The sequence below is a fragment of the Streptosporangium sp. NPDC048886 genome (assembly GCF_055586905.1).
Genome location: NZ_JBVJHH010000011.1, coordinates 1 through 13247, shown reverse-complemented (window position 1 = coordinate 13247; position 13247 = coordinate 1). Strand labels below are relative to the sequence as shown.

General features: G+C 71.3%; 11 protein-coding genes. 10 read left to right on the top strand and 1 reads right to left on the bottom strand.

Translation table 11 applies throughout. From position 1 onward, the window contains the following. Window positions 1-68: 68 nt before the first annotated feature. The gene (locus ACZ6R6_RS15260; protein ID WP_470093674.1) at window positions 69-1730 is read right to left on the bottom strand and encodes a class I adenylate-forming enzyme family protein; all 1662 of its coding nucleotides are present in this window, start codon (window positions 1728-1730) and stop codon (window positions 69-71) included. A 268-nt stretch (window positions 1731-1998) separates the two neighbouring features. Here ACZ6R6_RS15260 and argC point away from each other — a divergent pair, with 268 nt between their 5' ends. The 10 genes from argC to tyrS all read left to right on the top strand — a co-directional run bounded on the left by argC (window position 1999) and on the right by tyrS (window position 12682). Continuing rightward, window positions 1999-3021, top strand: coding sequence for an N-acetyl-gamma-glutamyl-phosphate reductase (gene argC / locus ACZ6R6_RS15255; protein WP_470093672.1), 1023 nt, complete (start codon window positions 1999-2001; stop codon window positions 3019-3021). Next, window positions 3018-4172: a bifunctional glutamate N-acetyltransferase/amino-acid acetyltransferase ArgJ gene (gene argJ / locus ACZ6R6_RS15250; RefSeq protein WP_470093670.1), complete on the top strand. Its 1155-nt coding sequence runs from the start codon at window positions 3018-3020 to the stop codon at window positions 4170-4172. Before argC ends, argJ begins: the two co-directional genes overlap by 4 nt. Further along, window positions 4169-5137, top strand: coding sequence for an acetylglutamate kinase (gene argB, locus ACZ6R6_RS15245; protein ID WP_470093668.1), 969 nt, complete (start codon window positions 4169-4171; stop codon window positions 5135-5137). Before argJ ends, argB begins: the two co-directional genes overlap by 4 nt. A gap of 56 nt (window positions 5138-5193) precedes the next feature. After that, on the top strand, window positions 5194-6342 hold the full coding sequence (locus tag ACZ6R6_RS15240; RefSeq protein WP_470094047.1) for an acetylornithine transaminase: 1149 nt from the start codon (window positions 5194-5196) through the stop codon (window positions 6340-6342). Further along, window positions 6335-7348, top strand: coding sequence for an ornithine carbamoyltransferase (argF, locus tag ACZ6R6_RS15235; RefSeq protein ID WP_470093667.1), 1014 nt, complete (start codon window positions 6335-6337; stop codon window positions 7346-7348). Before ACZ6R6_RS15240 ends, argF begins: the two co-directional genes overlap by 8 nt. Beyond that, the gene (locus tag ACZ6R6_RS15230; RefSeq protein WP_306868760.1) at window positions 7345-7848 is read left to right on the top strand and encodes an arginine repressor; all 504 of its coding nucleotides are present in this window, start codon (window positions 7345-7347) and stop codon (window positions 7846-7848) included. The genes argF and ACZ6R6_RS15230 overlap by 4 nt, the downstream gene beginning before the upstream one ends. A 70-nt stretch (window positions 7849-7918) precedes the next feature. After that, window positions 7919-9118: an argininosuccinate synthase gene (locus ACZ6R6_RS15225; RefSeq protein WP_306868761.1), complete on the top strand. Its 1200-nt coding sequence runs from the start codon at window positions 7919-7921 to the stop codon at window positions 9116-9118. 40 nt (window positions 9119-9158) lie between these two features. Continuing rightward, a complete protein-coding gene (gene argH / locus ACZ6R6_RS15220) occupies window positions 9159-10577 on the top strand; it encodes an argininosuccinate lyase (protein WP_306868763.1) in 1419 nt (472 codons plus the stop codon). Continuing rightward, window positions 10577-11227 carry a DNA-3-methyladenine glycosylase gene (locus tag ACZ6R6_RS15215; protein ID WP_470093664.1) on the top strand — a complete coding sequence of 217 codons (651 nt, stop codon included), beginning with the start codon at window positions 10577-10579 and terminating at the stop codon, window positions 11225-11227. Before argH ends, ACZ6R6_RS15215 begins: the two co-directional genes overlap by 1 nt. Window positions 11228-11413: 186 nt before the next feature. Continuing rightward, a complete protein-coding gene (gene tyrS, locus ACZ6R6_RS15210) occupies window positions 11414-12682 on the top strand; it encodes a tyrosine--tRNA ligase (RefSeq protein ID WP_470093662.1) in 1269 nt (422 codons plus the stop codon). Window positions 12683-13247 lie beyond the last annotated feature (565 nt).

The following is a 13247-nucleotide window of genomic DNA, read 5'->3' as shown; positions in this document are numbered from 1 at the left end:
ACAGGCCGCTCCGGGCCGGACCGTCCGGCCCGCGTCGCGGCGGACCGTCCGGCCCGCCGCCGGGGGCGTCAGGAGCCCAGGACCTCCTTGCGCAGGTGGGTCTTGAGGATCTTGCCGCCGGGGTTGCGGGGGAGTTCGGTCTCGCGGACCCAGAACCGGACCGGGACCTTGAAGGCCGCGATCCGCTCACGCAGGAAGGCCTGGAGCTCCTCGGCGCTCGCCGGGGACGCCAGCCGTACCACCGCGCCGACCTCCTCGCCCAGCTCGTCGTGGGGGATGCCGATCACCGCGACGTCGTCCACCGCCGGATGCTCGAACAGCGCGGCCTCCACCTCGGCGCAGTAGACGTTCTCGCCGCCGCGGATGACCATGTCCTTGGCCCGGTCCACGATGAACACGAACCCCTCCTCGTCCACCCGTGCCAGGTCGCCGGTGTGCAGCCAGCCGCCGATGAAGGTCTCGGCGGTGGCCTCGGGGTGGTTCCAGTAGCCGAGGATCACGTTCGGGCCGCGCAGGCAGAGCTCGCCGACCTCGCCGACAGGCAGCTCGTCGCCGAGCGGGTCGGCGATCTTCACCTCGACCACGGGCACCGGCAGACCGATGCTGTCGGGCTTGGCGAGGTAGTCCACGCCGGCGTTGTTGATGGTCAGCGCGGTGGTCTCGGTCAGGCCGTACCCGTTGGAGGGGGAGCGGCTGGGCAGCAGCTCGGTGATGCGCTCCAGCAGCTTGGGCGGGGCCGGGGCGCCGCCGTAGCCGAGGGAGTTGAGGCTGGAGATGTCGAACTTGCCCAGGTCGGGGTGGGACAGCAGCTGCCACACGTTGGTGGGCACGCCGCTGAACGTGGTGACCCGCTCGCGCTCGATCAGCTCCAGGGCCCGTCCGGCGTCCCACTTGTACATCAGCACCAGGCCGCTGCCGGTGAACATGGTGGTGGTCATCACGGCGAAGCAGCCGGTGACGTGGAAGAGCGGCACGGTGAGCAGGGTGACGCGGCGCTTGCCGGCCGACTCCGCCGGGTCCTGGCCCGCCCGCGCCACGCTGCGCAGCAGGCTGTAGGCGACGGTCATGGGGGACTGGCCGAGGTTGCGGTGGCTGCCGAGGGCGCCCTTGGGGCGGCCGGTGGTGCCCGAGGTGTAGAAGATCGTGGCCGGATCCTCCGGGGAGAGCTCGACCGGCGGCAGCGTCACCCCGGCCTCGACCGGGCCCAGCACGTCCTCGAACGCGCGGGCGCCCTCGGGCACCTCGCCCCGGGCCACGATCAGGGCCTGTGCCAGGCCGGCGAGCTTGGTGGCGCGCTCGCCGTCGGCGATCAGCACCTTGGCCCCGGAGTCCGACAGCCCGTACTCCAGCTCCTGCGTGGTCCACCAGGCGTTGAGCGGCACGGCCACCGCCCCGGCGGCCAGTGCGGCGGAGAAGGCGATCACCCACTCCGGGTAGTTGCGCATGGCGATGGCGATCCGGTCGCCCTTGACCACGCCGTACTCCTCCACCAGGCGCCGCGCCAGTGTCGCCGCCCGCCGGAAGTGCTCCTCGTAGGTGATGTGCTCGTCCTCGTAGGACAGGAAGACCTTGTCGCCGTGGAACCGGCTCGTCTCGAGGAGCGCGCGGAAGTGACCCGGAGCGTGCTTCCACGTCCGGACGGTGCCGCCGTGACCGGCGACCTCCTCCATCTCGAAAAGCTGGCCTGGACCGGTGAGCTGGGCCTGGACCTGGTCGTGGGTGACAGTCATGCGTTCGTACTCCCCGGGTGCGGAGGGACCGGAAACGTCACGATACCGACCGGTAGGTACGTGCAACAGTGCCGAAATGTCACCGCCGTCAGCCCCGCATGATCATGCATGTAGATATATGCCTTTTTGGGTGCTTATGGCCTGCTTAACGGTCAGTGTGTCTCCGGAGCGGCCGGAGCAGGTACTTGCATGACAATCCCTAAGAGTGCATACTCTCTCTAGTAAGTTCATGAGCAAAAATGAATGACTATGCAATCTAGGGGGACGGATGAGAGCGGCGATCGCCGGTGCCAGCGGCTATGCCGGGGGCGAGCTGCTGCGCCTGCTGCTGTCGCACCCCCAGATCGAGATCGGCGCGCTGACCGCGGGCTCCAACGCCGGCGCCGCGCTCGGCGCCCACCAGCCGCACCTGACCCCGCTGGCCGACCGGATCCTGCTGGACACCACGGCCGACACCCTCGGCGGCCACGACCTCGTCTTCCTCGCCCTCCCGCACGGCCAGTCCGCGGCCGTCGCCGAGCAGCTCGGCGAGGACACCCTCGTCGTCGACTGCGGCGCCGACTTCAGGCTCACCGACCCCGCGGCCTGGGAGCACTTCTACGGCGGCGCCCACGCGGGCGCCTGGCCCTACGGCCTGCCCGAGCTACCCGGCCAGCGTGACAGGCTCCGCGCCACCAGCAGGATCGCCGTCCCCGGCTGCTACCCCACGGCCGTCACCCTGGCCCTGTTCCCCGCCTTCGCCGCGGGTCTGGCCGGGCCCGACGTGGTCGTGGTGGCCGCCACCGGCACCAGCGGAGCGGGCAGGTCGCTCAAGCCCCACCTGCTGGGCAGCGAGGTGATGGGCTCGGTCAGCGCCTACGGCGTCGGCGGCGTCCACCGGCACACCCCGGAGATGGAGCAGAACCTCTCCCCGCTGGCGGGCGAGCCGGTGAAGGTCTCCTTCACCCCCATGCTGGCCCCGATGAGCCGTGGCATCCTCGCCACCTGCACGGTCCCGGCCAGGCCCGGCGTCACCGCCCAGGTCCTGCGCGAGGCGTACGAGGCCGCGAGCAAGGACGAGCCGTTCCTGCGGCTGCTCCCGGAGGGGCAGTGGCCCGCGACCTCGATGACCCTCGGCGCCAACGTCGCCGCCCTCCAGGTGACCCTGGACGAGCGCGCCGGACGCATCGTCGCCGTCATCGCCATCGACAACCTGACCAAGGGCACCGCGGGAGGCGCGATCCAGAGCGCCAACCTCGCCCTCGGCCTGCCAGAAGAGCTCGGCCTGCCTCTCAATGGAGTTGCCCCATGAGTGTGACCGCCCCCCTCGGCTTCCGGGCAGCGGGTGTCGCCGCCGGAATCAAGTCCGGTGACGCCCGCGACCTCGCGCTCGTCGTCAACGACGGCCCGTCGCGCGCGGCGGCAGGCGTCTTCACCGGCAACCGCGTCAAGGCCGCGCCGGTGCTCTGGTCCCAGCAGGTGCTGGCCGGGGGCCGGGTCCACGCGGTCGTCCTCAACTCCGGCGGCGCCAACGCCTGCACCGGCCCGCTCGGCTTCCAGGACACCCACGCCACCGCCGAGAAGGTCGCCGAGGCGCTGCAGGAGTCGGCGGGCGAGATCGCGGTCTGCTCCACCGGCCTGATCGGCGAGCGGCTGCCGATGGAGGCGCTGCTGGACGGGGTGGACCTCGCGGTCTCCCAGATCAGCAGGGACGGCGGCCTGGCCGCCGCCGACGCCATCCGCACCACCGACACCGTCTCCAAGATCTCCTTCAGGCGGGGCGAGGGCGGCTACATGGTCGGCGGCATGGCCAAGGGGGCGGGCATGCTCGCCCCCGCCCTGGCCACCATGCTCTGTGTGATCACCACCGACGCCGACGTACCCGCCGACCAGCTCGACGCGGTGCTCCGCGGGGCGACCCGCGTCACCTTCGACCGGCTCGACGCCGACGGCTGCATGTCCACCAACGACACCGTCCTGCTGCTGGCCAGCGGCGCCTCCGGTGTCACCCCGGACCTCGGCGAGTTCGAGCAGGTGGTCCGCTCCGTCTGCGCCGACCTCGCCCGCCAGCTCCTGGTGGACGCCGAGGGCGCCACCAAGGCCATCGCCATCGAGGTGGTCGGCGCCGCGTCGGAGGACGACGCGGTGCTCGTCGGCCGCGCCGTCTCGCGTTCCAACCTTCTCAAGTGCGCCATCCACGGCGAGGACCCCAACTGGGGACGGGTGCTGGCGGCGGTCGGCACCACCGACGCCGTCTTCGAGGCCGACCGGCTCAACGTGGCCATCAACGGTATCTGGATCTGCCGGGGCGGCGCCGCCGGGGACGACCGGTCCAAAGTGGACCTGCGCCCCCGCGACGTGACGATCACCATCGACCTGTCGGCCGGCCCCCACTCGGCGACGGTCCACACCACCGACCTCACCGCCGCCTACGTCCACGAGAACTCGGCGTACTCCTCATGAGGACCGACGACGCCCTGGCCAAGGCGCACACACTGATCGAGGCGCTGCCCTGGCTCGCCCGCTTCAACGGCGCGACCGTCGTCATCAAATACGGCGGCAACGCGATGACCGAGGAGCACCTGCGGGAGAAGTTCGCCGCCGACGTCGTCTTCCTGCGCTACGCCGGGCTCAGGCCGGTGATCGTGCACGGCGGCGGACCGCAGATCAACGCCCAGCTCGACAGGCTCGGCATCGAGTCCACCTTCACCGCCGGGCTCCGGGTCACCACCCCCGAGGCCATGCAGGTCGTCAGGATGGTGCTGGTCGGCCAGGTCAACCGCGACGTGGTCGGCCTGATCAACCAGCACGGACCGTTCGCCATCGGCATGTCGGGCGAGGACGCCCACCTGTTCACCGCCGTCCGCAAGCACGCCGTCGTCGACGGCGCCCAGGTGGACATCGGCCAGGTCGGGGACATCGTCAACGTCGAGGCCGGAGCCGTGCAGGCGCTGCTGGACGACGGGCGGATCCCGGTGATCTCCTCCATCGCACGCGGCGACGACGGCACCGTCTACAACGTCAACGCCGACACCGCCGCCGCCGCGCTCGCGGTGGCGCTCCAGGCGACCAAGCTCATCGTCCTGACCGACGTCGAGGGCCTCTACCGCGACTGGCGCCCCGACGCCGGGGACGGCGGCAACGAGGTCATCAGGCAGCTGTCGGCCACCGAGCTCGGCGCGCTCCTGCCCGGCCTGTCCAGCGGCATGGTGCCCAAGATGGAGGCGTGCCTGACCGCCGTCCAGGGCGGCGTGCCCCAGGCGCACGTGCTCGACGGCCGGGTGCCCCACTCGGTGCTGCTGGAGATCTTCACCGACGAGGGCGTCGGAACCATGGTGCTGCCGGACGCCGCCAGGACCCCGGCCGTGCCGAGCCTGGTCAACCGGCGGCTGACCGCCACCATCAAGCTGAACGGGAGCGACAAGTGAGCCCGCACGAGCGTCCTGCCACAGACGCGCTCAGCAAGCGCTTCGAGGCCGTCTTCATGCCGAACTACGGCGTGCCGCCCGTGGCGCTGGCGCGCGGCGAGGGATCGAAGGTCTGGGACGTCGACGGCCGCGAATACCTCGACCTGATCGGCGGCATCGCCGTCAGCTCGCTCGGCCACGCCCATCCGGCGCTGGTGGAGGCCGTCTCCGGCCAGGTCGCCACGCTCGCCCACACCAGCAACCTGTTCCTGCACGAGCCGGAGGTGCTGCTCGCCGAACGCCTGCTCGGCCTGCTCGGCGCCCCGGCCAGGGTCTTCCTCACCAACTCGGGCACCGAGGCCAACGAGGCCGCGCTCAAGCTGGCCATCAAATACGGCAAGGCACAGGGCCGCCCCTACTTCGTGGCCGCCGAGAACGCCTTCCACGGCCGGACCCTCGGCGCGCTCTCGCTGACCGGCAAGCCGTCGATCCGCGACCAGTTCGGCCCGTTCCCGGTCGACGTCCGGTTCGTCCCCTACGGCGACGCCGACGCGCTGAAGAACGCCGTCACCCAGGAGTGCGCCGCGCTCTTCCTCGAGCCCACCCAGGGCGAGGCCGGAGTCGTCCCCCCGCCCGACGGCTACCTCAAGGCCGCCAGGGAGGTCTGCGACGCGACCGGCGCCCTGCTGGTCGCCGACGAGATCCAGTCCGCGATCGGCCGCACCGGGCACTGGTTCGCCCACCAGCACGACGGCGTCCTGCCCGACGTGCTGACCCTGGCCAAGGGCCTCGGCGGCGGCATGCCGATCGGCGCCTGCATCGGCTTCGGCCCGGCCGGCACGATCTTCGCCAAGGGCGACCACGGCTCCACCTTCGGGGGAAACCCCGTCTCGGCCGCCGCCGCGCTCGCCGTACTCGACACGATCGACAAGGACGGCCTGCTGGAGCACGTCCGCACGGTCGGCGCGCAGCTCGCCGAGGGCATCGCCGCGATCGACCACCCGCTGCTGGCGGGCGTCCGCGGCCGGGGCCTGTGGCTGGCCGCCGTGCTGACCGCCGACCGCTCCGCGCAGGTCCAGGCGGCGGCTCAGGAGGCCGGATTCCTGGTCAACGCCCTGCAGCCCGACGCGGTACGGCTCGCGCCCCCGCTGGTGATCACCTCCGAGCAGGTCGCCGCCTTCGTGGCCGCGCTCCCCGCAATCCTTGACGAGGCCGCCGATGACTGACAACCGCACCGACTCCACGCCGGCCAGGCACTTCCTGCGCGACGACGACCTGTCGCCCGCCGAGCAGGCCGAGGTGCTCGACCTGGCCCAGGCCATGAAGAAGGACCGCTACGGTTACCGGCCGTTCGAGGGCCCGCAGACCGTCGCGGTGCTCTTCGACAAGCCGTCCACCCGGACACGGATCTCCTTCGCCGTCGGCATCGGCGAACTCGGCGGCCTCCCCCTGATCATCGACGCCGGATCCTCGCAGATGGGCCGGGGCGAGTCGATCGAGGACACCGCCCGGGTCCTGGAGCGCCAGGTCGGCGCCATCGTGTGGCGCACCTCGGGACAGGAGAGGATCGAGGCCATGGCCTCAGCGTCCTCGGTGCCCGTGGTGAACGCCCTCACCGACGAGTTCCACCCCTGCCAGATCCTCGCCGACCTGCAGACCGTCAGGGAACACCTCGGCAGGACCGCCGGGCTCACCCTGACCTACCTCGGAGACGGCGCCAACAACATGGCCCACTCCTACCTGCTGGGCGGGGCCCTGGCCGGCATGCACGTGCGGATCGCCTCCCCGGCCGGATACCAGCCGGACCCGGAGATCCTGCGGCGGGCCGGCGAGCTCGCCGCCGGGACCGGCGGATCGGTCGCCGTGCTGCCCGACGCGGGCGTGGCCGCCGACGGCGCCGACGTCATCGCCACCGACACCTGGGTCTCGATGGGCCAGGACGGCAAGGAGCAGCGGGTCGCCGACCTGACGCCCTTCCAGGTCAACGCCGAGCTGATGGGCCGGGCGGCCCCCGGCGCGATCGTGCTGCACTGCCTGCCCGCCTACCGGGACCTGGAGATCGCCGCCGACGTCCTCGACGGACCGCAGAGCGTGGTGTGGGACCAGGCGGAGAACCGGCTGCACGCGCAGAAGGCCCTGCTGCACTGGCTGGTCTCGGCGACCCGGCGGGCGGCGGGCACGGGCGGGCATGACACCCTTGGCATGAGGCCCGAGAACGAGGCCACCCGATGATTCCCATGACCAAGGTCGCCCGCCAGGCGCGGATCGCTGAGCTGCTGGAGCGGCAGCCGGTCCGCTCCCAGCCCGACCTGGCCAAGCTCCTGCTGGAGAGCGGGGTGGAGGTCACCCAGGCCACCCTCTCCCGGGATCTGGACGAGCTCGGCGCGCTCAAGCTGCGCGCGGAGGACGGCTCCCTGGTCTACGCCCTGCCGGGCGAGGGCGGCGGCCGGATCCCGCTGGCCAGACTCGGCTCCGGTGAGTCGCCGGCCGCCCGGCTGAGCCGGCTCGCCGAGGAACTGCTCGTCTCCGCCGAGGCGTCCGCCAACCTGGTGATCGTCCGCACCCCGCCGGGGGCCGCGCAGTTCCTCGCCTCCGCCATCGACCACGCCGACTGGAAGTCCATCCTCGGCACGGTGGCCGGAGACGACACGATCCTCGTCATCAGCCGGGATCCGACGGGCGGGGAAGCGGTCGCCGAGGCCCTGCTCAGGCACGCCGACCGACGTACCTAGCCCGCTCCGGCGGGCCGCCCCAGCAGCTCCACCCACCACCTGTGACGAAAAGACTTTGGGAGAACTGATCATGACTGACCGGGTCGTACTCGCCTTCTCCGGCGGCCTCGACACATCTGTTGCCATCCCCTTCCTCGCCGAGAAGACCGGCGCCGAGGTCATCGCCGTGGCCGTCGACGTCGGCCAGGGCGGCGAGGACATGGAGGTCATCCGGAAGCGGGCCATCGACTGCGGCGCCGTGGAGTCCGTCGTCGTGGACGCCCGCGAGGAGTTCGCCGCCGACTTCTGCGTGCCCGCCCTGCAGGCCAACGCCCTCTACATGGACCGCTACCCGCTGGTCTCCGCGCTGTCGCGGCCGCTGATCGTCAAGCACCTGGCCGCCGCCGCCAAGGAGTTCGGCGGCACCCACGTCTCGCACGGCTGCACCGGCAAGGGCAACGACCAGGTCCGCTTCGAGGCCGGCCTGGCCGCGCTCTTCCCCGAGCTCAAGGTCATCGCCCCGGCCCGCGACTACGCGTGGACCCGGGACAAGGCGATCGCCTACGCCGAGGAGAAGAACCTGCCGATCGAGACCACCAAGAAGAACCCCTTCTCGATCGACCAGAACATCTGGGGCCGCGCCGTCGAGACCGGCTTCCTGGAGGACGTCTGGAACGGCCCCACCGAGGACGTCTACTCCTACACCGCCGACCCGGCCCAGCCGCGCGAGGCCGACGAGGTCATCATCAGCTTCGTCAAGGGCGTCCCGGTGGCGCTCGACGGGCGGCACCTGACCCCGTTCCAGATCATCGCCGAGCTCAACCAGCGCGCCGGCGCCCAGGGCGTGGGCCGGCTCGACATGGTCGAGGACCGGCTCGTCGGCATCAAGTCCCGGGAGGTCTACGAGGCACCCGGCGCCATCGCGCTGATCACCGCGCACATGGAGCTGGAGAACGTCACCGTCGAGCGGGACCTCGCCCGGTTCAAGCGGTCGGTCGACCAGCGCTGGGGCGAGCTCGTCTACGACGGCCTCTGGTTCTCCCCGCTCAAGAAGGCCCTGGACGTCTTCATCGCCGAGGCCCAGCAGCACGTCACCGGCGAGATCCGGATGACCCTGCACGGCGGCCGGGCCACGGTCACCGGCCGGCGCTCCGAGGCCTCGCTGTACGACTTCAACCTCGCCACCTACGACACCGGCGACACCTTCGACCAGTCGCTGGCCAAGGGCTTCGTCGAGCTGTGGAGCCTGCCCTCGAAGATCGCGGCCGCCCGGGACGCCCGACTGGCCTGATTGGGCTATGGTCGCGGATTGAACTGGGAGGAGAACAACGGTGACTGATGGTGGTAAGCCGATGCGGCTGTGGGGCGGCCGGTTCGAGGGGGGGCCGGCCGACGCGCTGACCAGGCTCTCGGTGAGCGTGCACTTCGACTGGCGGCTCGTGCCGTACGACCTGCTGGCCTCGCGCGCGCACGCCCGGGTGCTGCACCGCGCCGGGCTGCTCACCGAGGAGGAGCTGGGGCGCATGATCGGCGCCCTGGACGACCTGGAGCAGGCGTGCAAGGCGGGTGAGTTCCGGCCCACGGTGGCCGACGAGGACGTCCACACCGCCCTGGAGCGCGGCCTGCTGGAGCGCCTCGGCACGCTCGGCGGCAAGCTCCGCGCCGGCCGCAGCCGCAACGACCAGGTGGCCACCGACCTCCGCCTCTACCTCCGCGACCACGTCCGGCACATCGTGTCCCGGCTCGTCGAGCTGGAGACCGCGCTGATGAGCCAGGCCGAGGAGCACGCCGAGACGGCCGCCCCCGGCATGACCCACCTGCAGCACGCCCAGCCGGTCTCCTTCGGCCACCAGCTCCTGGCCCACGTGCACGCGTTCGCCCGCGACATCGAGCGGCTGCGCGACTGGGACCGGCGGGCGGCGGTCTCCCCGCTCGGCTCCGGCGCGCTCGCCGGATCGTCGCTGCCGCTGGACCCGCAGGCCGTGGCCAGGGAGCTCGGATTCGACTCCGCCGCGCCCAACTCGATGGACGCGGTCGCCGACCGTGACTTCGCCGCGGAGTTCCTGTTCGACGCGGCGATGATCGGCATGCACCTGTCGCGGCTGGGCGAGGAGATCGTCCTGTGGGCCTCGCAGGAGTTCCGCTGGATCGAGATGGACGACGCCTACTCCACCGGCTCGTCGATCATGCCGCAGAAGAAGAACCCGGACGTCGCCGAACTCGCCCGGGGCAAGAGCGGCCGTCTCATCGGCAACCTCATGTCGCTGCTGACGACGCTCAAGGGCCTGCCGCTGACCTACAACCGTGACCTGCAGGAGGACAAGGAGCCGGTGTTCGACTCGGTCGACACCCTGCTGCTGGTCCTGCCGGCCGTGGCCGGCCTGGTCGCCACCATGCGCGTCAACACCGCCAAGCTGGAGTCCTCGGCCCCCGACGGGTTCGCACTGGCCACCGACCTGGCCGAGCTGCTGGTCCGCCGGGGTGTCCCGTTCCGCGAGGCGCACGAGGCGGTCGGCCACCTGGTGGTCTGGTGCCAGGTCAACGACAAGGACTTCGACGAGCTCACCGACGAGGAGCTGGCCAAGGTCTCGCCGCACTTCACGCCCGACTCGCGCGAGGTCCTGTCGGTGCCGGGCGCGCTGGCGGCCCGCAAGGCGCACGGCGGCACGGCCCCCGACCGGGTCCGCGACCAGCTCACCGAGCTGCGTGAGGTCGTCGACGCCCAGGCGGCCTGGGCGAGCGGCAACTGATGCCGGCCGACGGACCCGGCGAGCCGGTGCTCGCCGGATCCGTGCCCCTGACCCGGGAGTTCTTCGACCGGCCCGGCCACGAGGTCGCCCCGGACCTGCTGGGGCGGGTGATCGTGCACGGGCCGGTCTCGGTCCGGCTCACCGAGGTCGAGGCCTACGGCATCCCCGGGGAGGACCCCGCCTCCCACACCTACCGGGGCCGGACGCCGCGCAACGCGGTGATGTTCGGGCCGCCGGGGCACCTGTACGTCTACTTCACCTACGGCATGCACTACTGCGCCAACATCGTCTGCCTCCCCGAAGGGGTGGGCTCGGGCGTGCTGCTACGGGCCGGTGAGGTGGTCGCCGGCGTCGAGGTGGCCCAGGCACGCCGGACGGCGGGCGCGAGCCGCACCGTCACCGCGCGCGACCTCGCGCGCGGGCCCGCCCGCCTGGCGGTGGCACTCGGCTTCACCCGGCAGGACGACGGGCTCGACGTCTGCCCGCCAGGTCCGGTGAACGTGCTGCGGGGCGATCCCCCCGGGGAGGGGGAGATCAGGTCGGGACCGCGCACCGGAGTCTCGTCCGCCCGGGAGACCCCCTGGCGCTTCTGGGTCGACGGCGACTCCACGGTCTCGCCCTACCGGCCGCATGTCCCGCGCCGCCGCTAGCCGCACCGGCCCGCCGGGCTGCCGGGCTGTCGATCCGGGTGAGCGGCGGCCGGCATCCGCCGGAGGCCGCGGTCCCGGGGACACGCCCGTTCTCCGGCCACGGGCGATTCCGAGTGGCGCGGCGGTGCCGCCATCGGGCAGGCTGTACAGAGCGGTAAATGTCCCTTCGACTGGAAAGCAAGGATCGTGACCGACATCCTCGATGAGCTCGAATGGCGCGACGTCATCGCGCAGACCACCGATGCCGACGCGCTGCGCACGGCACTCGCCGAGGGGCCGATCACGGTTTATGCGGGCTTCGACCCGACCGCTCCGTCGCTGCACGCCGGAAACCTGGCCACGCTGCTGATCCTCACCCGCTTCCAGCGGGCCGGCCACCGCCCGATCGGCTTGGTCGGCGGTGCCACCGGCCTCATCGGCGACCCCAGCGGCCGCAGCACCGAGCGCTCGCTGAACTCCTCCGAGGTCGTCGCCGAATGGGTCGCGAGGATCCGCGTCCAGGTGGAGAAGTTCCTCTCCTTCGACGACGGGCCCACCGGCGCGACCCTGGTCAGCAACCTCGACTGGACCGCGGAGATGTCGGCGATCGACTTCCTCCGTGACGTCGGCAAGCACTTCCCGGTCAACCGCATGCTCGCCCGGGAGTCGGTGTCGGCGCGGCTGGGCGGCGACGGGCTCAGCTACACCGAGTTCAGCTACCAGATCCTGCAGGCGAACGACTACCTGGAGCTCTACCGCCGGCACGGCTGCACGCTCCAGCTCGGCGGCAGCGACCAGTGGGGCAACATCACCGCCGGGGTCGACCTGATCCGCCGGGTGGAGGGCACGCACGCCCACGCCCTGACCGGCAAGCTGATCACCAAGGCCGACGGCACCAAGTTCGGCAAGACCGCCGGCGGCGCCATCTGGCTCGACCCGGCGCTGACCTCGCCGTACGCCTTCTACCAATACTGGCTGAACGCCGACGACCGGGATGTCGTCCGCTTCCTGAAGGTGTTCACCTTCCGCACCCACGACGAGATCGCCGAGCTGGAGAAGGCGGTCGCCGACCGGCCCGCGGCCCGTGAGGCGCAGCGGACGCTGGCCGAGGACGTCACGACCCTCGTCCACGGAGCCGACGAGCTGGCACGGGTGGTGGCGGCGTCGCGGGCGCTGTTCGGCCAGGGCTCGCTGGAGGAGCTCGACGCGCGGACGCTCGGCTCGGCGCTGGCCGAGGTGCCGCGTGCCGAGGTGCCCGCGCTGGGATCCTCGTTCGTCGACCTGCTGGCCGAGAGCGGACTGGTGGAGTCGAAGTCCGCCGCTCGCCGGGCGGTCAAGGAGGGCGGCGCCTACCTCAACAACGTGAAGATCACCGATGAGGCCTACGTGCCGTCGGCCGGTGACCTGCTGCACGGCCGCTTCCTGGTGCTGCGCCGTGGCAAGCGGTCCATCGGAGGCGTCGAGGTCACCGCCTGACGTTCTCCGTACGGCTGCCGCCCGCCCGCTCACGGCCCGCGCACCCGACGGTCCGGCCACTCACGGTCCGCGCACCTGGCGGCCCAGACATGCATGACACGACGCCCCGGCTCCGGCCGGGGCGTCAGTCGTTGGGCGGGATGTCAGCCCTCTGGATTTGACGATGCTCCGGAGGCGGCCTAGTGTTCTCAATGCCCCGGGAGCGAGCCGGACGCCGGATCGGCGGACGGGCCCCAGGGCCGACCCCCACTGAACGGACCTTCCCCTTCGGTGTCTGCGCATATCACCTGGAAAACCAGATGGTTTGACGCGACCTGGATGACTAGGTAAGTTTAGAGGGTTGCCCCGGAGACGGAGCACGCAAAACTTTAGTCAAGCTGGACCGGCTTGTGGCAAGTAGCTCAAAATGAGCGGTTTGACACGAAAAGGTCAGGCAAGCTAAGATCGAAATACCGAACGGAACGCCCCGGAGCCGGGACCATGGTCACGGTGACGGAGAACGCGTCCGTTTCTTGAGAACTCAACAGTGTGTTAAAAGCCAGTGCATGAAGCACAACCCCGTCCC

Coding starts and splice junctions, on each gene's coding strand:
- ACZ6R6_RS15260 (WP_470093674.1), bottom strand. CDS start 1,730: ATGACTGTCACCCACGACCAGGTCCAGGCCCAGCTCACCGGTCCAGGC.
- argC (WP_470093672.1), top strand. CDS start 1,999: ATGAGAGCGGCGATCGCCGGTGCCAGCGGCTATGCCGGGGGCGAGCTG.
- argJ (WP_470093670.1), top strand. CDS start 3,018: ATGAGTGTGACCGCCCCCCTCGGCTTCCGGGCAGCGGGTGTCGCCGCC.
- argB (WP_470093668.1), top strand. CDS start 4,169: ATGAGGACCGACGACGCCCTGGCCAAGGCGCACACACTGATCGAGGCG.
- ACZ6R6_RS15240 (WP_470094047.1), top strand. CDS start 5,194: ATGCCGAACTACGGCGTGCCGCCCGTGGCGCTGGCGCGCGGCGAGGGA.
- argF (WP_470093667.1), top strand. CDS start 6,335: ATGACTGACAACCGCACCGACTCCACGCCGGCCAGGCACTTCCTGCGC.
- ACZ6R6_RS15230 (WP_306868760.1), top strand. CDS start 7,345: ATGATTCCCATGACCAAGGTCGCCCGCCAGGCGCGGATCGCTGAGCTG.
- ACZ6R6_RS15225 (WP_306868761.1), top strand. CDS start 7,919: ATGACTGACCGGGTCGTACTCGCCTTCTCCGGCGGCCTCGACACATCT.
- ACZ6R6_RS15215 (WP_470093664.1), top strand. CDS start 10,577: ATGCCGGCCGACGGACCCGGCGAGCCGGTGCTCGCCGGATCCGTGCCC.